General features: G+C 45.4%; 16 protein-coding genes. 10 read left to right on the forward strand and 6 right to left on the reverse strand.

Going from position 1 to position 24,743, the window contains the following annotated elements; genetic code table 11:
- Positions 1–106: 106 nt before the first annotated feature.
- The gene (locus tag DXD04_RS15165) at positions 107–898 is read left to right on the forward strand and encodes an arginase family protein (RefSeq protein WP_117674034.1); all 792 of its coding nucleotides are present in this window, start codon (positions 107–109) and stop codon (positions 896–898) included.
- Between the two features lie 81 nt (positions 899–979).
- On the opposite strand, the gene DXD04_RS15170 is transcribed toward DXD04_RS15165, so the two are convergent.
- Positions 980–1,999 carry a branched-chain amino acid aminotransferase gene (locus DXD04_RS15170; RefSeq protein WP_117674024.1) on the reverse strand — a complete coding sequence of 340 codons (1,020 nt, stop codon included), beginning with the start codon at positions 1,997–1,999 and terminating at the stop codon, positions 980–982.
- 414 nt (positions 2,000–2,413) lie between these two features.
- On the opposite strand from DXD04_RS15170, the gene DXD04_RS15175 reads away from it, so the two are divergent.
- The 4 genes from DXD04_RS15175 (at position 2,414) to DXD04_RS15190 (ending at position 10,226) form a co-directional block, all read left to right on the forward strand.
- Positions 2,414–4,186: an AraC family transcriptional regulator gene (locus DXD04_RS15175; RefSeq protein ID WP_117674025.1), complete on the forward strand. Its 1,773-nt coding sequence runs from the start codon at positions 2,414–2,416 to the stop codon at positions 4,184–4,186.
- A 160-nt stretch (positions 4,187–4,346) separates the two neighbouring features.
- Entirely contained in the window at positions 4,347–7,601 is a 3,255-nt protein-coding gene (locus tag DXD04_RS15180; protein WP_259299573.1) for a SusC/RagA family TonB-linked outer membrane protein, read from the forward strand.
- Positions 7,602–7,626: 25 nt separating this feature from the next.
- Positions 7,627–9,042 carry a RagB/SusD family nutrient uptake outer membrane protein gene (locus DXD04_RS15185; protein WP_117674035.1) on the forward strand — a complete coding sequence of 472 codons (1,416 nt, stop codon included), beginning with the start codon at positions 7,627–7,629 and terminating at the stop codon, positions 9,040–9,042.
- Between the two features lie 8 nt (positions 9,043–9,050).
- On the forward strand, positions 9,051–10,226 hold the full coding sequence (locus DXD04_RS15190) for a TlpA disulfide reductase family protein (protein ID WP_117674027.1): 1,176 nt from the start codon (positions 9,051–9,053) through the stop codon (positions 10,224–10,226).
- A 234-nt stretch (positions 10,227–10,460) separates the two neighbouring features.
- On the opposite strand, the gene purL is transcribed toward DXD04_RS15190, so the two are convergent.
- Positions 10,461–14,168 (reverse strand): phosphoribosylformylglycinamidine synthase, encoded by a 3,708-nt coding sequence (gene purL / locus DXD04_RS15195; protein ID WP_117674028.1) that lies wholly within the window; start codon positions 14,166–14,168, stop codon positions 10,461–10,463.
- A gap of 144 nt (positions 14,169–14,312) precedes the next feature.
- Here purL and DXD04_RS15200 point away from each other — a divergent pair, with 144 nt between their 5' ends.
- From DXD04_RS15200 to DXD04_RS15220, 5 genes are all read left to right on the forward strand, one after another.
- Positions 14,313–15,623 carry an anaerobic C4-dicarboxylate transporter family protein gene (locus DXD04_RS15200; RefSeq protein WP_117674029.1) on the forward strand — a complete coding sequence of 437 codons (1,311 nt, stop codon included), beginning with the start codon at positions 14,313–14,315 and terminating at the stop codon, positions 15,621–15,623.
- Positions 15,624–15,891: 268 nt separating this feature from the next.
- Positions 15,892–16,551: a LysE family translocator gene (locus tag DXD04_RS15205; RefSeq protein ID WP_007563496.1), complete on the forward strand. Its 660-nt coding sequence runs from the start codon at positions 15,892–15,894 to the stop codon at positions 16,549–16,551.
- Positions 16,552–16,557: 6 nt separating this feature from the next.
- The gene (locus tag DXD04_RS15210; protein ID WP_007563497.1) at positions 16,558–17,103 is read left to right on the forward strand and encodes a DUF4924 family protein; all 546 of its coding nucleotides are present in this window, start codon (positions 16,558–16,560) and stop codon (positions 17,101–17,103) included.
- Between the two features lie 13 nt (positions 17,104–17,116).
- The gene (rfbD, locus tag DXD04_RS15215) at positions 17,117–17,974 is read left to right on the forward strand and encodes a dTDP-4-dehydrorhamnose reductase (protein ID WP_117674030.1); all 858 of its coding nucleotides are present in this window, start codon (positions 17,117–17,119) and stop codon (positions 17,972–17,974) included.
- 2 nt (positions 17,975–17,976) lie between these two features.
- On the forward strand, positions 17,977–19,548 hold the full coding sequence (locus DXD04_RS15220; protein WP_007563501.1) for a peptide chain release factor 3: 1,572 nt from the start codon (positions 17,977–17,979) through the stop codon (positions 19,546–19,548).
- Positions 19,549–19,616: 68 nt separating this feature from the next.
- On the opposite strand, the gene DXD04_RS15225 is transcribed toward DXD04_RS15220, so the two are convergent.
- The 4 genes from DXD04_RS15225 to DXD04_RS15240 all read right to left on the reverse strand — a co-directional run bounded on the left by DXD04_RS15225 (position 19,617) and on the right by DXD04_RS15240 (position 24,563).
- Entirely contained in the window at positions 19,617–20,948 is a 1,332-nt protein-coding gene (locus DXD04_RS15225) for an MATE family efflux transporter (protein WP_117674031.1), read from the reverse strand.
- Between the two features lie 109 nt (positions 20,949–21,057).
- Positions 21,058–21,600 (reverse strand): 30S ribosomal protein S16, encoded by a 543-nt coding sequence (locus tag DXD04_RS15230; RefSeq protein ID WP_007563517.1) that lies wholly within the window; start codon positions 21,598–21,600, stop codon positions 21,058–21,060.
- A 106-nt stretch (positions 21,601–21,706) separates the two neighbouring features.
- Positions 21,707–22,555, reverse strand: coding sequence for an alpha/beta hydrolase (locus DXD04_RS15235; protein ID WP_117674032.1), 849 nt, complete (start codon positions 22,553–22,555; stop codon positions 21,707–21,709).
- 19 nt (positions 22,556–22,574) lie between these two features.
- Positions 22,575–24,563 (reverse strand): OPT family oligopeptide transporter, encoded by a 1,989-nt coding sequence (locus DXD04_RS15240; protein ID WP_117674033.1) that lies wholly within the window; start codon positions 24,561–24,563, stop codon positions 22,575–22,577.
- Positions 24,564–24,743 lie beyond the last annotated feature (180 nt).

A 24,743-nucleotide genomic window follows, 5' to 3' on the forward strand; every position in this document is an offset into this window, starting at 1 on the left:
CGGCAAAGATATAAATTTATCGGATTTACCCCTCAGATTATTACGTTGACCCTCAGTCTCTTTTCCTCGTTTTTAAGGCGTATTTTGAAGAATGGGAGGAAAGTATATGAATCATCAATCTCAAGCAGTATTTAGCCGGAATTCGAGGCCGGTGGTTGTGATGAATTTTACAGGAGTCTACAATTATGAGTCTTTTGCCCGGAATTGTCAGTTTGTGTGGCTGGACTGCCAGCATTTGAATGGAACTGAATGTTATTGTGATGAAGAAGGTGCTTCTGCCTTGCAGCGCATGATAGCAGATTATTCTCCGCAGGGAATTCATTTTATAGATTCAGGAAACTATCATTATGTGACGAAATTCTGGACTGACAAGCTGGCTACTCCATTTGCTTTACTGGTGTTTGATCATCATCCTGACATGCAGCCTCCTTTGTTTGAGCATATCTTGTCGTGTGGAAGCTGGGTAAAAGATGTGCTTGATACGAATGCGAATTGTAAGAAGGTAATTATAGCCGGTGCTTCAGACCGTTTGCTGCAGGAAGTCCCAAAGGAATATGGCGACCGTATTCATTTTTATAGTGAATCTTCTTTGGATCAGGAAGCAGGCTGGAAAGCGTTTGCCTCTGAGCATGTGAGTGAACCTGTCTATATTTCTATCGACAAGGATGTGCTGGACCCTTCTTCTGCGATAACCAACTGGGATCAAGGTTCACTGACTTTATCAGAACTGGAGCAGTTGTTGGCCGTTGTGTTTCGGCAAGAGCGGGTCATAGGTATTGATATTTGTGGGGAATGTTCTTCTACCCTGAATTTATTTGAAGAGATGCGAGAGACGGAAATCGATAATCGGGCGAATGGAGAGTTATTACGCTTTTTCCGTTCGTTTGAGAAGAGATAGTCTATGTCAGAAGTTGTATATTATAAAAAAAGTCCGAAACGTGTTTTGCTTCGGACTTTTTTATGGTAAAAAGGATAATTATTAGTCTAATACAGTTACCCATCCGTATGGATCAGCTTCGTCACCGTACTGGATACCACGCAGCTTGTTGTATAGTTTTTCGCTGATAGGGCCTGGTTTGCCGTCTTTTGCAATAACGTATGATTTCTGGTTTTCCAGGTCATCAATTCGGCCGATAGGGCTGATTACGGCTGCTGTACCGCAAGCTCCTGCTTCTTCGAAGGTCGTCAGTTCTTCTTCCGGAATCGGACGGCGTTCTACTTTCATTCCCATGTCTTCAGCCAGCTGCATCAGGCTGCGGTTGGTGATAGAGGGCAGGATAGAGGTAGACAGCGGAGTAACGTAGGTGTTGTTCTTGATACCAAAGAAGTTGGCTGCACCACATTCGTCGATGTATTTCTTTTCTTTTGCATCCAGATAGAATTCACTAGCATACCCTGCATCGTGTGCCATTTTATTGGCGCGGAGGCTGGCAGCGTAGTTACCACCTACTTTAAACGTACCGGTTCCAAGTGGTGCTGCACGGTCGTACTGGCGGATAATTACGTATGGGTTAGTGGCAAATCCACCTTTGAAGTACGGGCCTACCGGAGTAACGAATACTACAAACATGTATTCGCTGGCAGGATGTACACCTACTTGTGCACCTGTACCAATCAGCAGCGGACGGATGTAAAGAGAAGCACCACTTTCGTATGGAGGAATGAAGCGTTCGTTGGCCTTTACTACCTTCTTCACAGCTTCACAGAATTTTTCAGTCGGAAGTTCTGGCATCAGGATACCCCGGCAAGTGCTTTGCAGACGTTCTGCATTAGCTTCAGGACGGAAGATACGGATTTTACCATCTTTTCCGCGATAAGCTTTCAGTCCTTCGAAAGCCTCCTGTCCGTAGTGCAGACAAGTGGCAGCCATGTGAATGTTCAATGTTTCTTCTGAACAGAGTTCGAGTTCTCCCCATTTTCCGTCGCGATAGTAGCAACGTACATTGTAATCTGTCCGCATGTATCCGAAAGACAGATTCGACCAGTCTATTTCTTTCATGGTTATCTTATTTTATAAGTTTTTTGAATGTTCTTTTTAGCTACGCAAGCAAAAGTACGGTTTATATTTACAAAATCCAACATAAATGCATTCTTTTTTGACATAAATAAAGGGGATGAAAGAATACTTCCTCTTTTTGCAATAAAAATCTTTATGGTAAAGTCGTTTGTTTCTGTTCCTTAAATGTTTTTATATCCAACTCAAGAGGGAAGTGTAAAAGAGTCATTGGGGTATTTGCCTTGATTTTTTCTGCTGATATGGGTATAAAAAGAAAGATTTTCTGTAAGTTTGCATGGAATAAAACAGAGAGATAAATACTGCAAAAAGATTTTATAATTATTTGTAGGGTGTCAAAATGAACTGAAATATGTCTTTGTGTGATAAAAGTGTTATATTAGGAGAGAGAATAACTGGATGAATTTGAAACTAAAATACATACTAATTATTTTTTTGATTATTGGAATACAAGTTCGGATTCCTGCACAAGAAACGATTCTTCCTGCCATTCAGCAGCAGGAACAGATATTGAAGCGCAATCCTGAAGATATGAGAGCCTTGAAAGAATTATGTTTTCTTTATTTGCATAAGGCCGATTATCATAAAGCCATAGAATATGGGGAAAGACTGTTTAAGATAGGATATGAAAAGCAAGATTATAAGTTTGGTATTCTTTATGCACATATTGGATTGGGGCAGGCATATATTATGTTGGGAGATAGTACTGCAATAAATCATCTTGGGCAAGCTAAACTATTGGCCGAAAGTGAGAAGAATGATTCTGCTTTATGTTCTATATATAATGGAATGGGACTTTATGCCAGCAATATTCATAGGGATTACTATTCAGCATTACATTATTTTTTTGAAGGGATAGAAGCTACGCATCGATGTCAGTATCAAGAACTGGAAGCTATTTTGCTTGGTAATATTTCCAGTATCTATTATTTGAAAGATGACCCTACTGGACTTACTTATTCTTTACAGATTTATGAGTTAGGGCATCAATTAAATTCTGCTTACCTTATTTTTATAGGAGCGTTAAATGCTTCTTATATGTATTATTTGCTTCATGAATATGATAAGGCTTTACCTTATATACAAGAAGCTGAATTTATAATGAAGCAGAATGAATATTATAATCAAGGAAATGTATATGCTATTTATGGGATGATTGAGTTTGCAAAAGGCAATCGGGAGCAGGCCGTAGAATATTATAAAAAGGGATTGTCTTTAAATGATATTAATCAGACCTCCTATAAGGTATTGTTGTTGAATGAATATGCCAAAGCCCTGGCGGAAGAAGGGAGAAACAAGGAAGCTATAGATTTGCTCTTTCAGGCTTTATCGTTTACTAAGGAGGAAAATTGTGAAATTCATCGTAATAAAGTGATAACCACTTTATCGGCTTGTTATGAGAATATGGGTCAATATGTGGAGGCATTGACCTGGCAACGTAAGCTTCAGCAGGAAACTGATAGTATTTTTAATACTGATAAAGAAAAAGTCTTGAGTGAACTTCGTATTAAATATGATACGGAGCATCAGGCAAATGAGATTAAAAAGGGTAAGCTGGCTTTGCTGCAAAAGGAAAAGAAGGAGCAGGCTTTAATGGGTACTTTGGTCATTATTTTGCTGGTAGTGTTTGCTTTGTGGTATCGTTATAAACGGCAAAATCAGTTGTATACCCGTATCGTTTGTCAGCATCAGGAAGCTATTCGAAAAGAACAGCAGTTAAGAGAAGTCATTACTTCACTGCGAGCACAACAGGAGAGTGTTTCTGCATCGTCTCCAATGAGTGAAAAATACGCTGCTTCTTCACTGACAAATGAGAAGAAGAATTCATTGTTTCAGCGTCTGGAAAAGCTTATGCAGGAAGATGCGGTGTATAAAGAGAATTTTTTGACGAAGGAACGGGTGGCTGATTTATTAGGTACTAACCGGACTTATTTGTCACAAGTCATCAATGAACAAACTCAACAGAATTTTACTCAATATATCAATAATTATCGAATTAATGAAGCTATTCGCTTATTGAGTGATCCGGAAACAGATCTTCCCCTTAAGGCTGTAGCGGCAGAAGTCGGGTTTAATTCAATGAGTACGTTTTACAAAATATTCCAGAACACGGTAGGAGTTCCTCCCAAGCAATACCGTAACAAGGTAATGTCTATGCATAAGAATGCATGATACTGCCTTTTTATAACAAAATGTTGTCCTAATGTAACAATTGTCGAACTTGGATACGTCTTTATTGTTAAAGTTATATCTTTTTTTTACATTTTTGCAATGAGAGAATCGTAAAAATGTCTGAGGACATAAGTCTATAACCTCTAAAAAAGATGTAAGTATGGAAAAAAACGTATTGCACGACATTCGGCTCAAAATGGAATTTTTGCTACTGTGTGCTATGTTGGTCTTGTCTGTCTCTCCAGCTTATGCTCAGAGAAACCGTACCATTCATGGCATTGTAGTAGATGAAAACAAGGAACCACTTCCTGCAGCTCATGTCAAACAGGTGAATGATGACCCTAAAGGATCAATTGCAGCGGTCATTACGGATATACAAGGGCATTTCACTTTGACACTTCCGTATGGCACGAAGGAAATTGAGGCTTCTTATTTGGGATATACATCTCAACGCATTAAGCTGACGGCAACTAATGATTATTACATTGCTCTTCAACCTTCTACAGAACTGCTTGACGAGGTAGTAGTGACAGGTTATCAGACTATTTCAAAAGAGCGTGCCACAGGGGCATTTTCAAAAGTAGATGCCAAGAAATTGGAAACACAGCGTTTGAGCGATATGGGTTCTATGCTCGAAGGACGTGTGGCAGGATACAGTGATGGCAAGATTCGTGGAGTTACGTCCATGAATGGATTGACTACTCCGTTGTATGTGATTGACGGATTTCCTGTGGAAAAGACTACGAACGACGGTTATGGAAACTGGATTGAGAGTGTGCCCGATTTGAATATGGAAGATATAGAAAGCATCACTGTCTTAAAGGATGCTGCAGCTACTTCTATTTATGGAGCACGTGCAGCGAATGGAGTAGTGGTGATTACTACCAAACGGGCTAAGAAAGATGAACTGAATGTTTCTTTCTCGGCCACTCTTACAGTACAGCCGTACGACACGTATGCAGACAAATATCTGGCCGGGTCTTCTACTATGGTAGAGCTGGAGCGTGAATGGGCCCGACAGAATCCGCATTTGAGTGGGGATAATGTACAAAGCTATGCCCAGACGGTGCTGGATAATATGTCTTATTCTTCACTTGGCATACGGAATATCTTGAATTATTATGCGGGACACATCTCTCGTGATCAGATGGAGAGTAATCTGACGAATTTGGCTTCACAAGGTTATCGGTATTATCGGGATATAGAAAAATACGGTAAGCGTAATCCTTTTTCACAGCAATATAATCTGAATATTGGTAAAGGTACCGAAAAGAACACTTTTAATGCGTCTGTTTCTTATCGTAACAATCAGCTGGAGGATAAGTATTCAGAGAATAGAACCATTGGCATCAATTTGCAGAATTCTACGAAGATGACTTCCTGGCTTACCTTGGATGTAGGTACATATTTGAACTATGGGAAAGGTACTACGCAGTCATTTAACCTTTTCTCACCAGGATATACTTATATGCCGTACAACGGGCTGGTAAATGGTGACGGTACGTATTACACCAATACAGAAGAGGAGCGTTATAGCTTGTACAATTTGAATTTGCTGCATAACAACGGATTGTACAATCTGGATATTACTCCTTTGGATGAAATAAAGATGAACCAGACTAAGAACCGTGATTTCAGTAACCGAACATTTGCTCGTTTGACATTCAAATTTACCGACTGGCTGAAGTATACAGCTTCTTTTCAGTATGAATATGCGGAATATAAGACTGAACAACTGAAAAGCAAGGACTCTTACGAAGTACGTAATAAAGTGAATACATTCTCTACTTCCAATAATGATGGGACATCCACTTTTGCCTTGCCGTATGGAAATATCTTTTTCACTTCTTCCAATACGACACATGCATATAATTTCCGTCAGCAGTTGGATTTCAATAAAACATTTGCGGATGTACATGATGTAACTATGATTTTAGGTACTGAAACACGGGAAAATAAGCTGGAATATAATGATCGTACGCTTTATAATTATGACCCTCAGTTGCTTACGTATAGCTTGATTGATGCGGGAGCGTTGAGTAATTTCCGTGGACAATGGGGATATGCATCATTCGGACAGCAGAATTTTGCTTATATCCGTGAACTGATTAACCGCTATGTGTCTGTGTATAGTAACGCAGCTTATACATACGATGGAAAATATATGGTAAGCGGTAGTATTCGCTGGGATAAAACCAATCTGTTTTCTACAGGTTCCAAATATCAGAAACGTCCTATTTGGTCAGTAGGAGCTGGATGGAATGTGGATCGGGAAAAGTTTTTCCATGTATCGTGGGTAAATATGCTGAAACTGCGTGCAAGCTATGGTATTGGAGGTAATATTGCTAAGAACTCTGCTCCTTATATGATTGCTTACTACAGCAACAATAATCAGGTAGGAGGTATCCAGGGAACTATTTCAAGTCGTCCAAATCCGAACTTGCGTTGGGAAAAGACCACTACATTGAATGTGGGAGTGGATTTTGCCTTGTTGGGAAATCGATTGAATGGTTCTATTGAATATTATAACAAACGAGGTACAGACTTGCTGGCTAACACGAACGGAGTTCCTACAGAAGGATGGGGATATAGCACCTACTCTATAAACAATGGGAAAATGACGAATCAGGGATTTGAATTGACCTTGTCAGGAGATGTAATTCGGAATAACGACTGGAATTGGAATATCAGCGGTGTGCTGGGCTACAATAAGAATAAGGTAACTTATATTAATGTAGAAGCTCCTGTGTCGTATTTGGTAATTGATTATCCGACGGCTTATCCTCGTGTGGGAAATCCGTACAATGCGATTTACGGATACCAGTGGGCCGGACTGAGTGAAACGGGAACTCCTCAGGTGTACGATGCCAAAGGAAATCTATACACCGATATGACTCCTCCTGAGATTGAAGATTTGGTTTATTTGGGAACTACCGTACCGGTTTACAATGGTTCTATTAATACGAATTTGCGTTGGAAGAACTGGGAACTGGCTGCTCAGTTCTTGTTTGAAGGAGGACATAAGATGCGTAATACCAATGTAGCTTTTATCTCTTCTGGTATGGGAGTAGTGAGTAAAGACATTGAGAATCGTTGGCGTGAACCGGGCGATGAGGCTTACACAGATGTGCCGCGCTATATTTCATCTGAGAGTGAATTGTACAACTATAACTACCAAAGCATGTATGCCAATTCGTCCATTAACGTGATTGATGCTACTAACTGGCGTCTAAGAAATTTGTCATTGACATACCGTATACCTGCCAGTGTGTGTCATAAACTATATTTGAAGAATGCACGTATCATGCTGGGTATGGAAAATGTATTTATGGTAGCCAAGAGCAGTAATGCCAAGTATTTGCTTGGTGGATATACGAAACCTAATTATCTGTGTGGCGTTTATCTGAATTTTTAACCTCGATTTTTGTAATATGAAACTTATGAATAGAATTATATATTTCTGTATTACATTGGCATGCTTTTTATGCAGCTCATGTAATGATTACCTGAATATTGCACCGAAAGGTAATAAGATACCTACGACTTTGGCGGATTTTGAAGCTTTATTGCGTGATCAGTATACCATCAGCAGAACGCCTGTAGAAAATGCCTTGTATTTGTTGAATGATGTATATCTGACAAATGCGAAGGTGAATACTCCGAGCTTGAGCCAGGCCAATTATATGTGGGATGAATCGGCTGACCGTATTATGCTGAATAATGCGGATGAAGGGACTTATTATGTACTTTATGGAGCTATTTCCAGTTGTAATCTGATTATCGCAAATGCACCTACAGCTACAGAAGCTACAGATGCAGAGCGAAAGGAAGTGATGGCGTATGCAAAAGTGATACGTGCACTTTGTTACGATGTGCTGGTTAATTATTATGCCGATACGTATGACAAGGCTACGGCAGCAGAGAAGCGTAGTGTACCTCTTATTGCCAGTGCGGATATTGATGCTCCTTATACGCAGGTTTCTATTCAGGAAATGTATGATTTTATCATACAGGATACGAAAGAAGCCATTGAGATGGGAATTCCAGCACAATCCATGACGGCTATTCATCCGAATTTGGGAGCTGCTTATGCTTTGTTGGCTCGTGTGTACTTGCAGATGCAGAATTATGACGAGGCTTTGCGCTATGCGAACCTGGCATTGGAACAGAATAATCAGCTTTTTGACTGGAATGCATTTTATGAGGAACATCAGGCGGCAATTGATGATCCGGACAATTATGACAAAATTGTTACCCCTATGCAATATGATTACGTGGAAAATTATTATTTGCGTTATGGAGTACAGTCAAACTTTGATAGTTATGAATACAACATACCGGTAGAAAGAGCTGAACGTTTTGAAGAAGGAGATGCTCGTTTCCTTTCACGCTGGAAATTGAAGGTAGACAATAATGATACATATTACAAGGCTTTGGAGTCTGGCTTCTTCAATCATGGCGGTTTGACAACTTGTGAAGCGTATCTTATTAAAGCGGAATGCCAGGCTCGGTTAGCTCAGAACAATGATTATGCTGAATCTATGAATACTCTGAATTCCGTGCGGATAACCCGTATTCGTCCTGATAAGTATCAGCCGGCTACAGCTGCTACACTGGAGGAGGCTCTTTCTCTGATTCGTCGTACCAAAGATAATGAGTTGATATTCTCTATTGTTCCTTTTGCAGACGCCCGTCGTTTTAATCTGGAAGGTACGTATGCTAGTACTTTAATCAAAACTTATGAGGGGAAGGAATATAGTTTGAGTCCGACGTCTCATTTATGGACCATGCCTTTCCCGGCAGGAGCTCTTAATAATCCTGGAAACGGATCGATAGAACAAAATGTATCTAAATAAACATTATTATGAAAATGAAGAAAATCTCTGGTTTAGCCATTTTAGGTTTGATGATGCTGTCATGCGGCAGTCAGCCGAAAGTAGATGGCTATGTGTTGAAAGGTAATATTGAAGGCTTGCCCGACGGCACGCATGTGCAGTTGGTACCGGTAAGCCATGACAGTGAACAGCCTTTTGCCGATACGACGGTAGTTAACGGGCAATTTGTGTTTACAGGAAAAATGGAAGAGCCGAGAGCTTTTCATTTATTGGTGAAAGATGCGTATGGTTCACGTAATCTTATGTTGGAAAATGCCCAGATGGAGGTTACGGGAAAGCTGGTGGCCAAGAAGGAATCTGACGGGGGAGTTTCCTATAATCTGTCTTCTTTGTCGGTAAAGGGTTCTCCGCTGAGTGCGCGCTACGACTCATTACTTTCTGCGCGTACCTACCTGGATTCATTGTATGCACTTAATGCCCGTAAATTTGCTGCTTTTGACAGCTTGATGATGGCTGCTTATAAATCAAAGGATCAGGCGAAAATTAAGGAGCTTCGGCAGAGTGCGGATGGAAAAGCCAGGGCTGAAGCTGATAAAGTCTTTTTTGGTACTGTAGATTCACTGTATCATCAGGTAGTCATGGCAAACAAGGATTCATTCTGGGGGCCATTGATGATGATTTCGTTTACCAGCTATTTGAGTGAAGATATGAAACCTTGGTATGAAGCATTGTCTTCTGCTGCCAAGGAGTCGTACTACGGGCAGAAGGTAAAAGAAGAACTTTATCCGGCAGGTAAAGAAGGTACGGTGGTACCCGATTTCAAGGTTAAAGATAAATCAGGAAAGGAAGTAGCCCTTTCCACATTGCGACAAGGAAAAAAATATGTATTGATTGATTTTTGGGCTTCCTGGTGTAACCCGTGTCGGAAAGAGATTCCGAACCTGAAGAAGCTGTATGCACAATATAGTGAAAAAGGTTTTGAGATTGTAAGTATCTCTATCGATCAAAAGAAGGCTGACTGGGAGAAAGCTTTGAAAGAAGAGGGACTTCCCTGGCCGAACTTCCTAGATGAAACAGGAGTCGCTGCACTCTATAAGGTGAAATTTGTACCTACAATGTATCTGATTAATGCAGACGGTGTGATGGTTGGTGAAAATTTGCGAGGTGAGGCTTTGGCTGAGAAATTGAAGGAACTTTTTCAATAAGAGTCGAACGAAGCGGGAATATGATACGAAAATCCGTGTAAGGGGACTTCGAATACAGGCGGTGCATAAATCTGAACAGTCAGATTTGTGTACCGTTTTTTTATGGAATGAATAAAGGAATCCATTCAGATGTAGGGAAGGAAATCCCGGACTTTGTGCGGAAGAAAAGATAAAAAAAGTGGAGGTGCGCTTGAGGTGCACCTCCACTTTGTATCGTGTTCCGGTCGTACTGGATTATTTTTTACGGTTGGCTTCCACCCACTTACGAGCATTAACGAAGGCTTCCATCCACGGAGTGATCTGGTCTTCTTCTTTGCGGTCAAGCGGATAGTATGCGTTTTCCCATGGGAAGCAAGCACGTTCCAGATGAGGCATCATGGCCAGATGACGTCCGTCCTGGCTGGCGATACCGGCTACGCTGTAGTCAGAACCGTTCGGGTTGCCTGGATATTCATCGTATGAATATTTCAGCACTACGTTGTAGTGGTCTTCTGGATAAGGCAATGAGAACTTACCTTCTCCGTGAGCTACCCAAATACCCAGTTTAGAGCCGCTCAGTGAACCGAACATCACGCTGCGGTTCATCGGTACGGTTACACCCAGGAAGTTGGATTCAAACTTATGCGAGTCGTTATGCAGCATCTTGCCTTTCTTCTTGTCTTCCGGAGTAATCAGTCCCAGTTCCATCATCAGCTGGCAGCCGTTGCAGACACCCAGTGACAATGTGTCTTCACGAGCGTAGAAGTTGTCGAGGGCAGCTTTTGCTTTTGGGTTGAACAGGAAGCTTCCGGCCCATCCTTTGGCAGAACCCAGTACGTCGGAGTTAGAGAATCCACCGCAGTAAACTACCATGTTGATGTCTTCCAGTGTTTCACGTCCGCTAATCAGGTCGGTCATTGTTACGTCTTTCACGTCGAAGCCTGCCAGATACAGCATGTAAGCCATTTCACGTTCACCGTTAGTTCCCTTTTCACGGATGATGGCTGCTTTGATGCCGCTTGGTGTGCGACGGTTCGGATCGAGACCGAACTGCGACAGTTTACCGGTGAATGACTTGTCGAATACAAATTCCAGCGGTTGCTGCTTGTAGTTTTCGAAACGTTTCTTGGCACAGCCGTTCATGCTCTGCTTGCGGTCGAGCAGGTAAGAAGTAGAATACCATACATCACGCAAGTAGTCGATACCGAACTGGTAAGTTGCATCGTGCAGAGTTGCCAGGATGTGACGTTCTTCGGTCGGCACACCAATCTTCACGTAACCTACACCTGCATCTTCCAGAATCTTCTTGACTTCTGCCTTGTGCTTGTCGGCTACCTGGATAACTACACCCGGATTTTCGGCGAACAGAATCTTCACGATGTCATCGCACTTAATCTTGTCGAGGTTGATTTCCATACCGCCTTCTGTATTGGCAAAGCACATTTCCAAAAGGGTAGTAATCAAACCACCGGCAGAAATATCGTGTCCGGCCAGAATCAAGCCTTTGTTCACTAGTTCCTGAACAGCCAGGAATGCATCGCGGAAGTATTCCGGATTCTGTACAGTCGGCACGTCATCGCCCACCTTGTTGAGTGACTGTGCGAAAGCAGAACCACCCAGACGGAGCTGGTCGAAGCTGAAGTCAATATGATAGAAGGTAGATTTCGGTTTGTTGACCATGACCGGAGAAACCACTTTCTTGATGTCGGAAACTTCACCGCCGGCAGAAACGATAACGGTTCCCGGGCTGATAATTTTTTCGCCGTTCGGATATTTCTGTGTCATTGACAGAGAGTCCTTACCGGTTGGCACGTTAATTTGCAGTTCGCAGCAGAAGTCTGACAATGCTTTCACTGCTTTGTACAGACGGGCGTCTTCACCTTCCTGTGCACGACAAGGCCACATCCAGTTGGCTGATAATGAAATGCTGTCCATTCCTTCTGCCAGCGGAGCCCATACCAGGTTAGTCAGTGCTTCGGATACGGATAGAACAGAACCTGCTTCCGGATTAGCCAAGGCAGCCTGCGGAGCATGTCCCAGTGCAGTAGCGATACCTTTTTCACCACGGTAGTCGAGGGCAACCACACCACAATCGCTCAACGGCAACTGCAATTCACCCTGACACTGCTGGCGGGCAATCTTACCTGTTACGGAGCGGTCTACTTTGTTGGTCAACCAATCCTTGCAGGCTACAGCTTCCAGCTGCAGTACGCGGCGCAAATATTCATTCAGTTTGGTGACATCGTAAGAAACGTTTTCATAGTGACGTTCTACAGTCTTGTCCACCATATAAGTTTTCGGAGAAGAGCCGAACATCTGGTCTACGGCCAGGTCGAACGGACGTACGCCGTCAGCCTGTTCGAAGGCAAAACGATGGTCGCCGGTAGTTTCACCTACCACGTACATCGGTGCACGTTCGCGTTCTGCAATCTTGTGTACATGTTCGATGGCTTTTTCGTCAATCAGCAAGCCCATACGTTCCTGTGATTCGTTGGCGATGATTTCCTTGGCAGAAAGTGTTTCATCGCCGATAGGCAACTTGTCCATGTGAATCAGACCACCGCAGTCTTCCACCAGCTCAGACAGACAGTTTACGTGTCCGGCAGAACCGTGGTCGTGGATAGATACAATTGGGTTTTCGTCTTCTTCGCACAATGCACGTACCACGTTGTAAGCACGTTTCTGCATTTCTGCATTGGCACGCTGGATAGCGTTCAGCTCGATACCAGAAGAGTAACGTCCTGTTTCTACAGAAGAAACGGAACCACCACCCAGACCGATGCGGTAGTTGTCACCACCCATAACTACGACCTTGTTTCCTGCTTCGGGGCTACCCTTCAAGCAGTCGCGCTGTGTGCCGTAACCCACACCACCTGCCAGCATGATAACCTTGTCGTAGGCATATTTTTCGTTGTTTTCTTCGTGTTCGAAAGTCAGAACAGAACCACAAATCAGCGGCTGTCCGAACTTGTTACCAAAGTCAGAAGCACCGTTTGATGCCTTGATCAGAATCTGTTCCGGAGTCTGGTACAACCATTTGCGCACCGGCAGAATGTTTTCCCAGTCACGTCCTTCGTCCGTACGCGGATAAGAAGTCATGTACACGGCAGTTCCGGCAATCGGCCATGAACCTTTACCACCCCCCATACGGTCGCGGATTTCACCACCTGTACCGGTAGACGCACCGTTGAACGGTTCTACGGTAGTCGGGAAGTTGTGAGTTTCCGCTTTCAGTGAGATAACGGTCTTAATATCTTTAATAATGAAGTAATCAGAAGTAGAGTGATCGGCCGGAGCGAATTGTTCTACCACCGGACCTTCGGCAAAGGCTACGTTGTCTTTGTAAGCCGAGATAATTTTGTTAGGATTTTCCTGTGTAGTTTTCTTGATCATCTGGAACAGAGAAGACTCCATTTCCTGTCCGTCGATGATGAATGTACCACCGAAAATTTTGTGGCGGCAGTGTTCAGAGTTAATCTGTGCGAAACCGAATACTTCCGAGTCAGTCAGTTTGCGGCCCAGGTCCTTTTCCACCTTCATCAGGTAGTCCATTTCTTCGCGTGACAGCGCCAGACCTTCCTTTTCGTTGTATTCTTCCAGGTTTTCGATGTATATGATAGGCTGCGGTTTGATGTCTACCGTGAAAATTTCCTGATCCAGTCCGTGGTACATACGTTGCAACATCGGGTCGTGGTCGGCGTTTTCATCTTTCACCGGGAAGTATTCCTCGATACGACGGATACCGTTGAGACCCATGTTCTGGGTGATTTCAACCGCATTTGTACTCCATGGAGTAATCATTTCACGGCGTGGGCCGATGAACCATCCTTTCAGGTTGTCTTCGTTTTCCACAGTGGCATCGCTGTACAGCCAGCATAGTTTCTTGACGTCTTCAGCATTCAGTTCCTGATTGCATTCCGTGGCAATCACACTGTTTGTGGGTGTTCTGAAAAATAGAATCATAGCACTTGTATGTTATAATGAATATTCAATGCGCTTTAAAAGTGGTACAAAGGTAGAGAAAATCCTCGGAATTACGAAGAAAAATAAAAGTTATCACAGAATATGCCTATCTTTGCGCCTTAAATTAAAAAACTCTTTTTGTTTATGTGGTTACAATTACTGTTTGTGTTACTGGCAATTATTGTCGGAGCGCGTGTAGGCGGCATCGGTCTGGGAGTCTTTGGGGGCTTGGGACTGGCCGTACTTACTTTTGTCTTTGGTCTTGAACCCACCACTCCCCCTATTGATGTGATGCTGATGATTGTGGCAGTGATTGCAGCTGCCGGTTGCATGCAGGCTGCCGGAGGGCTGGATTTGATGGTGAAATGGGCGGAGAAAATCTTGCGTCGCCATCCTCAGCGCATCACGCTGTTGAGTCCGCTGGTGACTTACCTTTTTACCTTCTTTGCCGGAACGGGGCATGTGGCCTATTCCGTACTTCCGGTCATTGCCGAAGTGGCTCGTGAAACGGGCATTCGTCCGGAACGTCCGATGGGGATTGCTGTCATTGCTTCCCAGCAGGCTATTACTGCCAGTCCTATTTCTGCGGCTACGGTAGCCCTGCTGAGTATGTTGGCCGGATATGACATTACCTTGTTTGATATTTTGAAGATTTCCATTCCCTGCACCTTGGTGGGTGTACTGGCCGGTGCGATTTATTCCATGCGGGTAGGCAAGGAGCTGAAAGATGATCCTGTATATCAGGCACGCTTGAAGTCGGGCGAACTGTCGGGTGCCAATTATTGTACAGCTGAAGTGGCTAATCCTGGCAAGGCGCTGACCTCCGTACTGCTGTTTTTAGGTGCCACGGTCGGCATCGTGCTGTTTGGCTCCATCGATAGTCTTCGTCCGTCATTCCAAACCTCTGAGGGGGTAGTGGTGATGCAGATGGCGCACATCATTGAAGTGCTCATGCTGTCGGTAGCTGCACTGATTCTGTTGCTGACCGGCACCAGTGGGATGAAGGCCGCCAAAAGTTCGGTCTTTAATGCGGGTATGCAGGCAGTAGTGGCTATTTTCGGTATTGCGTGGATGGGCGATACCTTTATCTCGGGCAACATTGCCGTCATCAAGGAAAATATATTCGGTCTGGTGACCGATATGCCGTGGCTTTTCGGTATTGCGCTTTTTGTCATGTCCATCCTGCTGTTCAGTCAGGCGGCAACCATCCGTGCCTTGCTCCCTTTGGGTATGGCGCTGGGTATTTCACCCTATATGCTGATTGCCCTCTTTCCGGCAGTCAACGGGTATTTTTTCATCCCGAACTATCCGACGGTGGTGGCAGCCATCAATTTTGATACCACAGGTACCACCCGTATCGGAAAATACGTGCTGAACCATTCTTTCATGATGCCAGGACTGATTTCTACCATTGTGGCGGTAGGGCTGGGCATTCTGGCTGTACTCTTTGTGTGATAGAAATTCGCAAACCTCTCTTTATTGAGGAAAGAGCGGGCTTGCCTGTTTTATGTTTCCCTGACTGGAAACGTATGTTTCTCATGGCGGAACCCTACGTTTCCCGACAGGGAAACATACGTTTTTGTGCCGGGAGACGTAAAAAATGTAGAAATGTCTTCCTGTTATCTCTTTAGGGTTTCTTAAATTGTTGTTTTTTCAGACATGCTCTTAATGATAATCGTATAAAAATGTAGGTACTTTCGTAAAAAAGTAGCATCTTTGCAGTATGAATTGGATTGAACAGGTTACTATACTTGATTTGTTGCTGAAGGGATTGATTATCGGCATTGTCGTGTCTGCTCCTTTGGGACCGGTCGGTGTGCTCTGTATTCAGCGTACGTTGAACAAAGGGCGCTGGTTTGGTTTCGTGACAGGAGTCGGGGCGGCATTAAGTGATATTTGCTATGCGTTGATTACGGGATACGGAATGAGTTTCATGGACGAACTCATCCTGAAGCATCATATTTTTCTTCAGGTGGTGGGCAGCATCATGTTGCTGGCTTTTGGTATCTATACCTTCCGCAGTAATCCGGTGAAGTCACTTCGTCCGTCTTCAGGTACGCGCGGAACGTATCTGCACAATTTCGTAACGGCATTTTTTGTTACCCTGTCCAATCCCTTGATTATTTTCCTGTTCATCGGTCTGTTTGCCCGTTTTTCGTTTGTCATGCCGGGCAGTCCCATCGGATTTCAGTTAGTGGGCTATTTGGCCATTATCCTGGGCGCATTGGGCTGGTGGTTCAGCATTACTTATTTTGTCAATAAAGTACGTTCACGATTTAATTTGCGCGGCATCTGGGTGCTCAATCGCATCATCGGTGTCGTGGTCATGATAGCGGCGGTGGTGGGAATCGTCCTGGCCATTGCCGGCAAATCTTTTTCTTGATAGGATATGTATATTTCTCAACAACTTAAAAAAAAGAATATCGCCGAATACCTGCTGTATATGTGGCAGGTGGAGGACTTGATTCGTGCTAACGGCTGCGACATGGAACGCATCCGCAAGAATATCATCGAGCCTTATCCGGCTACCGACGAGCAGAAGAAGGAACTGGCCCGCTGGTATGAAGACTTGATTAACATGATGCAGCAGGAGGGAGTGCTGGAAAAGGGACACGTGCAGATTAACAAGAACATCATTGTCTGGCTGACCGACCTGCACCTGCGTTTGTTGCGTTCGCCTAAATTCCCGTATTACAGTGCGGCGTATTACAAGGTGCTTCCTTTTATTGTGGAACTGCGTGCCAAGGGTGGCGACAAGGACGTGCCTGAACTGGAAACTTGCTTCGATGCCATGTATGGGGTGCTGATGCTGAAGCTGCAGAAGAAGGAAATCAGTGAAGAAACCATGAAGGCAGTGAAGGCCATCAGTGATTTGCTGGCGATGCTGGCCGGATATTATATTAAGGATAAGGAAGGTGATTTGGAACTGGATTAAAACATCACAGAAAATGAAAAAGATATTAGTGACGGGAGCCAACGGACAGTTGGGTAATGAAATGCGTCTGCTGGCAGAAGAACACAAGAATTTTGAGTATTTCTTTACTGACGTGGCAGAACTGGACATCTGCGACGAGCAGGCAGTAATGGATTTCGTTTCGACTCATCAGATTGATGTGATTGTGAACTGTGCGGCTTATACGGCAGTCGACAAGGCAGAGGACAACGTGGAGCTCTGCGACAAACTGAATCATGTGGCTCCGGGCTATCTGGCCAAGGCAGCACAGAGCCGTAACGGCTGGCTGGTGCAGGTGTCTACGGATTATGTGTTCGACGGCACAGCACATATTCCTTATAAGGAAGAAGATACACCGTGTCCGAATTCCGTATATGGCTCTACCAAGCTGGCTGGTGAGCAGGAAGCGTTGAAGCAGTGTCCTAATACGATGGTGATTCGTACGGCATGGCTGTATTCTACGTTTGGCAACAATTTCGTAAAGACCATGATTCGCTTGGGGCAGGAGAAAGAAACGCTGGGAGTTATCTTCGACCAGATTGGTACGCCGACCTATGCACGCGATTTGGCTCAGGCCATTTTTGTAGCTCTGGAGAAGGGTATCGTGCCGGGTGTTTATCATTTCAGCAACGAAGGAGTCTGCTCCTGGTATGATTTTACCAAGGCTATCCATCGCTTGGCAGGTATCACCACTTGCCATGTGTCTCCGCTTCACACAGAGGACTATCCTACGAAAGCCTGTCGTCCGCACTATTCTGTGCTCGACAAGACCAAGCTGAAGAAAACCTATGGCGTGGAAGTGCCTTACTGGATGGACAGTCTGGCAGAATGTATTGAAAAATTAAAACAATAAATATGGCAAATCAGGAAATAGCAAGAAGACGAACATTTGCGATTATCGCGCATCCGGATGCCGGTAAGACCTCGTTGACGGAAAAGCTGTTGCTTTTCGGTGGACAGATTCAGGTGGCCGGAGCCGTGAAATCAAACAAGATAAAGAAAACCGCCACGTCCGACTGGATGGACATCGAAAAGCAGCGTGGTATCTCGGTCACTACCTCCGTGATGGAATTTGACTACCATGACTATAAGATTAATATCCTCGATACACCGGGTCACCAGGATTTTGCCGAAGATACGTATCGTACCTTGACGGCAGTGGACAGTGTAATCATCGTGGTGGACGGAGCGAAGGGTGTGGAAACACAGACTCGTAAGCTGATGGAAGTCTGCCGTATGCGTAACACGCCGGTGATTATCTTCGTCAACAAGATGGACCGTGAGGCTAAAGACCCGTTCGATTTGCTGGATGAACTGGAGGAAGAACTGGTTATCAACGTGCGCCCGCTGACGTGGCCGATTGAGAGTGGTCCACGTTTCAAGGGGGTGTATAACATCTACGAGCAGAAACTGAACCTTTTTCAGCCTTCCAAGCAGGTGGTGACGGAGAAGGTGGAAGTAGACATCCATACAGAGGATTTGGACAACCATATCGGTACACCGCTGGCTGAAAAGTTGCGCAGTGAGCTGGAACTGATTGACGGAGTATATCCGGAATTCAACGTAGATGATTACCTGAAAGGAGAATTGGCTCCGGTGTTCTTTGGTTCGGCTTTGAACAACTTCGGTGTGCAGGAATTGCTCGATTGTTTTGTGGAAATTGCGCCAAGTCCGCGTCCGGTACAGGCAGAAGAACGCGAGGTGCAGCCTGAAGAACCTAAGTTTACCGGCTTTGTGTTCAAGATTACGGCCAACATCGACCCGAACCACCGTTCGTGTGTAGCCTTCTGTAAGGTATGTTCTGGTAAGTTTACTCGTAACACGCCGTATCTGCACGTGCGTCATAACAAGACCATGCGCTTTTCTTCACCCACGCAGTTCATGGCACAGCGCAAGACTACAGTAGATGAGGCTTGGGCTGGCGATATTATCGGTTTGCCGGATAACGGTACGTTCAAGATTGGTGATACGCTGACTGAAGGTGAACTGCTGCACTTCAAGGGATTGCCGAGCTTCTCTCCGGAAATGTTCAAGTACATCGAGAATGCCGATCCGATGAAGACCAAGCAGTTGAATAAGGGTATCGACCAGCTGATGGACGAAGGTGTGGCACAGCTGTTTGTCAACCAGTTCAACGGACGCAAGATTATCGGTACGGTAGGCCAGTTGCAGTTTGAGGTAATTCAGTATCGTTTGGAGAACGAATACAATGCGAAGTGTCGCTGGGAACCGTTGAGCTTGTATAAAGCCTGCTGGATTGAAAGCGATGATCCGGCTGAACTGGAAGCTTTCAAGAAACGTAAGTATCAGTATATGGCGAAAGACCGTGACGGACGCGATGTGTTCCTGGCCGATAGCGGTTATGTGCTTCAGATGGCACAGATGGACTTCAAGCACATCAAGTTCCATTTTACCAGTGAGTTCTAAGGAAGACATAAGATATAAACATAGAAAAAGGCAGGAAAGTGAACCGCTCTCCTGCCTTTTTTATATCCTTAAATTTGTTTCCTTTGCCAGCTTCCCTTTTTCAGATAGAGATAGCTCAGCAGGCCGATGGCTCCGGCATATACGTGTTCGGCAAACCAGCATACGGCTACATCCATTTTCAAAAGAAGGATGACCGTGACGATGAAGATCAGGTAGCAGGTCAGGGCTACTATCTCCAGCAGGAAGGCAGAGCGGGTGTCACCCGTGCCGGATACGGACTGGAAGAAAATGAATCCGGCACATTGGAAGAGGTAGCTGGAGCAGAGTACCCAGAGGGTTGGGACGGCAGCTTCTACCAGATCGGGCATGTCGGTATAGATGTGGAGCACATACGTAGGCAGACAGGCTATCAGCAGAATAACGGGCCAGACAATGCAGGTGCAGAGCTGTACGTGCTGCCGGATGGTGGGCATGACATAGCGGGCTTCTCTGCTGCCAATCAGGTTGCTGACCAGGGAACTGCAGGTGGAGGCAAAGGCTGTGATGGTCATGAACGGGATACTTGATACGTTACGTACAATGTTGGTGATGGCCAGTGAGCGTTCGCCCAAATGCTCAATAAAGATAAAGAACAAGAACCAGGTACTGATGGAGACCGCATTCTGTATCATGGTCCACAGTGATACACCCATGATGCGTTTCAGTTCCGTCCATCGGAAACTTACCAGTTGGTTCAGTCCGTATTTGGCGCAGTCTACTTTCCGCGTGGTGTAGATAATGAAAAAGAGCATGGACACCAGTTCTGCCAGTGAAGAACCGATGGCTGCTCCGGCAATACCTAATGCCGGAAATCCCAGCTTTCCGAATACCAGTATATAATTGAATACCACATTCGACGTCACCATGACGATGGAGTTGAGCGTGAGTGTCTTGGTTTGTGTGGTGCCCACGAAGAACGCCCGGAACATAATGGCCACAAACGAGAAGAAGAATCCGAATACGCGCCAGTTGATGTAGCTCACCGCCGCCTCACAGATGCGCGGGGATGCCACCACGTGCGACAATATCCAGGGAGAGAACAGCCGGGACAGGGTAAACATGAGCAGTGCCATGGCCAGCAGGAAGTAAATCCCCTGATAAAAGATGGAACCAATCATCCGGAAGTTACCTTCTCCGTTGCGACGGGCAATCAATATCTGCGAGCCGATGCTGAAGCCGAATCCTAACATGAAGATGGCCAGATAATACACTCCGGCAATGGCCGAGGCCCCTAGTTCCACTTCGCCCACACGTCCCATGAAAGCCGTATCGGTCATACCGATAAGTTGTTCCATAATCAGACTGATCAGGATAGGGTAGGCCACTTTCCATATTTCTCCATTGGTGTATTTGGTATGCATAAAAGGCAGGTATTAGTTAGGTGAGATGCAAAGATACGACATTTCTGCACAAAAAAAGACCATCCTTTTGCAAGGACAGTCTTTTGTTTGTCTTTTTCTGAAAGAAGAATTAAGCTTCAGCAGGAGCTTCTTCAGCAGCAGGAGCTTCTTCTGCGTTTGCAGCAGCTTCAGCTTCAGCCTTAGCAGCAGCTTCAGCAGCTTTCTTTTCAGCTACCTTCTTAGCGATTTCTTCGTTTACTTTCTTTTCAGCTTCCAGACGTGCTTTAGCTTCAGCTTTCTTAGCTTCTTCTTCCTTAGCCTTCAAAGCAGCCAGACCTGACTGTTTGTTTTCTTTCCAAGCGTTGAATTTAGCTTCAGCCTGTGCTTCATCGAATGCGCCTTTAGCTACACCGCCCAGCAAGTGTTTCTTCATGTAAACACCTTCGCGAGACAAGATGTTGCGTACTGTGTCAGTAGGCTGTGCACCTACCATTACCCAGTGTAATGCACGTTCAAAATTCAAATCTACTGTGGCAGGATTGGTGTTCGGATTGTAAGTACCAATTTTTTCAGTAAATCTACCATCACGTGGTGCTCTTGCATCTGCAATAACAATTGAATAGAACGCATATCCTTTGCGTCCGTTTCTTTGCAATCTGATTTTAGTTGCCATTTTTTAATTTAGTTTTTTAATGTAAATGATTTGAATTATGCTAATAACCCGTATTAGCGGGTGCAAAGGTACAACTTTTCTTTTGTTCTACAAAGAGTTGCGCAATTTATTTGTTGATTTCGCGCAGCCATTTCTCCAGCTCACCCGTCCATTGGCGTTTGTAGGGGAAGCTGTCGCGGTATCCCCAGCCGTGTCCTCCCACCGGGTAAGTGTGCAGGCTGGCAGGAACGTTGTTCTTGACGAGGGCTGTGTAGTAGTTCACGCTGTTGGCCACCGGTACTACCGTGTCATCGCTGCTGTGCAGAATGAAGGCAGGGGGTGTTTGCGGAGTAACCTGCAATTCATTGGAATATTTCTGTTCCAGTTCCTTTGAGGGATTTTTTCCCAGCAGGTTGTCGTGAGAACCCATGTGAGTGTAAGCAGGGTCCATGGTGATGACCGGGTAGAAAAGAATCTGGAAATCCGGGCGAGTTTCCGCATCGGTGAAATGGGTGGCGGTGGTGCTGGCCAGATGTCCTCCGGCTGAAGAACCCATGATGCCCAGTTTTTTTACATTCCATTCCTGAGCGTGCTGGCGCATGATGCGCAGAGCCTGCTGTGAATCGCTCAGAGGCACTTCATTGTGTCCGTTGGGCATGCGGTAGCGGAGCACGGCATACGTAATGCCCTGGCTGTTGAACCAGTCGGCCATGCTTTTCCCTTCGTGGGCCATGGCCAGATGTGAGTATCCTCCTCCCGGACAGGCTACGATGGCCATTCCGTTCCCTTTTTTAGCCGGATAGACGTAGAGAATGGCTTCTTTTGTATAACTTGGAGAATCGGTATCTCCATTTTTTTCTTCTGTGATGCCGTTGTCATTAGGGGCACCGTTGGGCCATACCTTCATTTCAATCGGCTGTTGTGCGAAGAGCGTGCCCGACATAAGTAGCAGGCCCATTAGTAGCAGTGTTTTCATGTGTGTGATATATTAGAGATTATTTTTTCAGTTTCATGCTGGCTTTTACCAGGTAAGTAATCAGCAGCAGATAAGCTACCAGTGACACCAGTTCGCTCATCGGGTTAGCCAGCCATTCTTCGTGGATAAGATTGATGTCGCAGTAGCGCATGATGGCACTCACTACACCCATCAGGGCACCTCCGGCAATGAATCCGGATGCCAGCAGCGTACCTTTCTCACCACGTGCGTTGTTGACAGCTTCGTCCTTGCTGCGTGAAGTCACGTACCAGTTGATGGCACCACCCACCAGCAACGGAAGGTTCAGTTCCAATGGAATGAACATACCCAGTGCGAAGGCCAGGGCAGGTACCTTGCAGAACGTCAGTACCAATGCCAGTGCAGCACCGATGCCGTAGAGCAGCCACGGAGCACCTACACCGTTCATCAGCGGGTCGATGACAGCCGCCATGGCATTGGCCTGCGGAGCAGCCAGTTGTCCGCTGGTGAATCCGTAAGAATCATTCAGCACCATAATCACACCGCCTACAGTAGCTGCGGAAACCAGTGTGCCGAGGAATTTCCAACTTTCCTGCTTCTTGGGTGTGCTACCCAGCCAGTAACCGATTTTCAGGTCGGTAATGAAACCGCCGGCCATGGACAATGCGGTGCAGACCACACCACCCATTACCAGTGAGGCCACCATACCCGTGGCACCTTTCAGTCCTACTGCCACCATGATGACAGAGGCCAGAATCAAGGTCATCAGCGTCATGCCCGATACCGGGTTCGTTCCTACAATGGCGATGGCATTGGCTGCTACGGTGGTAAACAGGAAGGAGATTCCTGCTACCAGCAGAATGGCTACCACGGTATGTAGGATGTTGCCTTGCATTACATCGAAATAGAAGAAGAGTACCACGAGCAGCAGGGTGAACAGCGAACCGAAGGCGATGATTTTCATGGACAAATCCTTCTGAGTACGTTCCACGTTTTCTTCGGCCTTTTTGCCCTTCATTTCACTGGCAGCCAGGCTGACTGCACTCTTGATGATGCCCCATGAACGCACGATACCGATGATGCCGGCCATGGCGATACCTCCGATACCGATGCTCTTGGCATATTCCTTGAAGATAAGTTCGGGTGACATATCTCTTACGGCTGTCGTGATGTCCGGATTCCAGGCATTCAGCACTTGGTCGCCCCAGAACAAGGAAATGCCCGGTACGATAATCCACCATACGGCCAGTGAGCCGGCACAGATGATGGCCGCATATTTCAGTCCGACGATGTAACCGAGTCCCAGTACGGCAGCTCCCGTGTTAATCTTGAATACCAGTTTGAACTTGTCGGCAATGGTCTCTCCCCATCCGCAGATGCGGCTTGTGAAGTTCTCGTTCCACCAGCCGAAGGTTCCCACGATGAAGTCATAAAGACCGCCCACCAGTCCGGCCATGAGCAGCGGTTTGGCCTGGTCGCCTCCCTTTTCACCCGACACGAGCACCTGGGTACTGGCCGTAGCTTCCGGGAAAGGATATTCGCCGTGCTTGTCTTTTACGAAATATTTACGGAAGGGAATCAGGAACAGGATGCCCAGCACACCACCCAGCAAGGAGCTGATGAACATCTGCATGAAGTTGACCGTCATTTCCGGATATTTTTCCTGCAGGATGTAGAGGGCCGGCAGGGTAAAGATGGCACCCGCCACGATAACGCCTGAGCAGGCACCGATGGACTGAATCATGACGTTTTCACCCAGTGCGCCTTTGCGTTTGGTGGCGCTGGAAATACCCACAGCGATGATGGCAATTGGAATGGCTGCTTCGAACACCTGGCCCACTTTCAGTCCCAGATAGGCAGCGGCAGCCGAGAATATAACGGCCATGACGAGTCCCCATGTCACTGACCAGAAGTTAACTTCAGGATACGTTTTTCCGGGAGACATGAGGGGTTCGTATTTCTCTCCCGGTTTGAGCGGACGGAATGCGTTTTCGGGCAGTCCCGTCGGTTTTTCTTGTGTCTCTTTCATGAATAATATTACATTTTGATTTGATTAATATTCCTAAGGGTGTCCAAAAGTAGTAAAAATCCTTTATATTCATTCAAAAGTGAGCTCATTTTTGTGCCTTCGGAAAACGCACTTGCGTTTGAAATAAAATGTAGTGTACTAAATAAGTTGACACAATTTATTTAGTAACATGCGTAAAAA

The sequence above is a fragment of the Phocaeicola plebeius genome (assembly GCF_003437535.1).
GTDB classification, from domain to species: domain Bacteria; phylum Bacteroidota; class Bacteroidia; order Bacteroidales; family Bacteroidaceae; genus Phocaeicola; species Phocaeicola plebeius_A.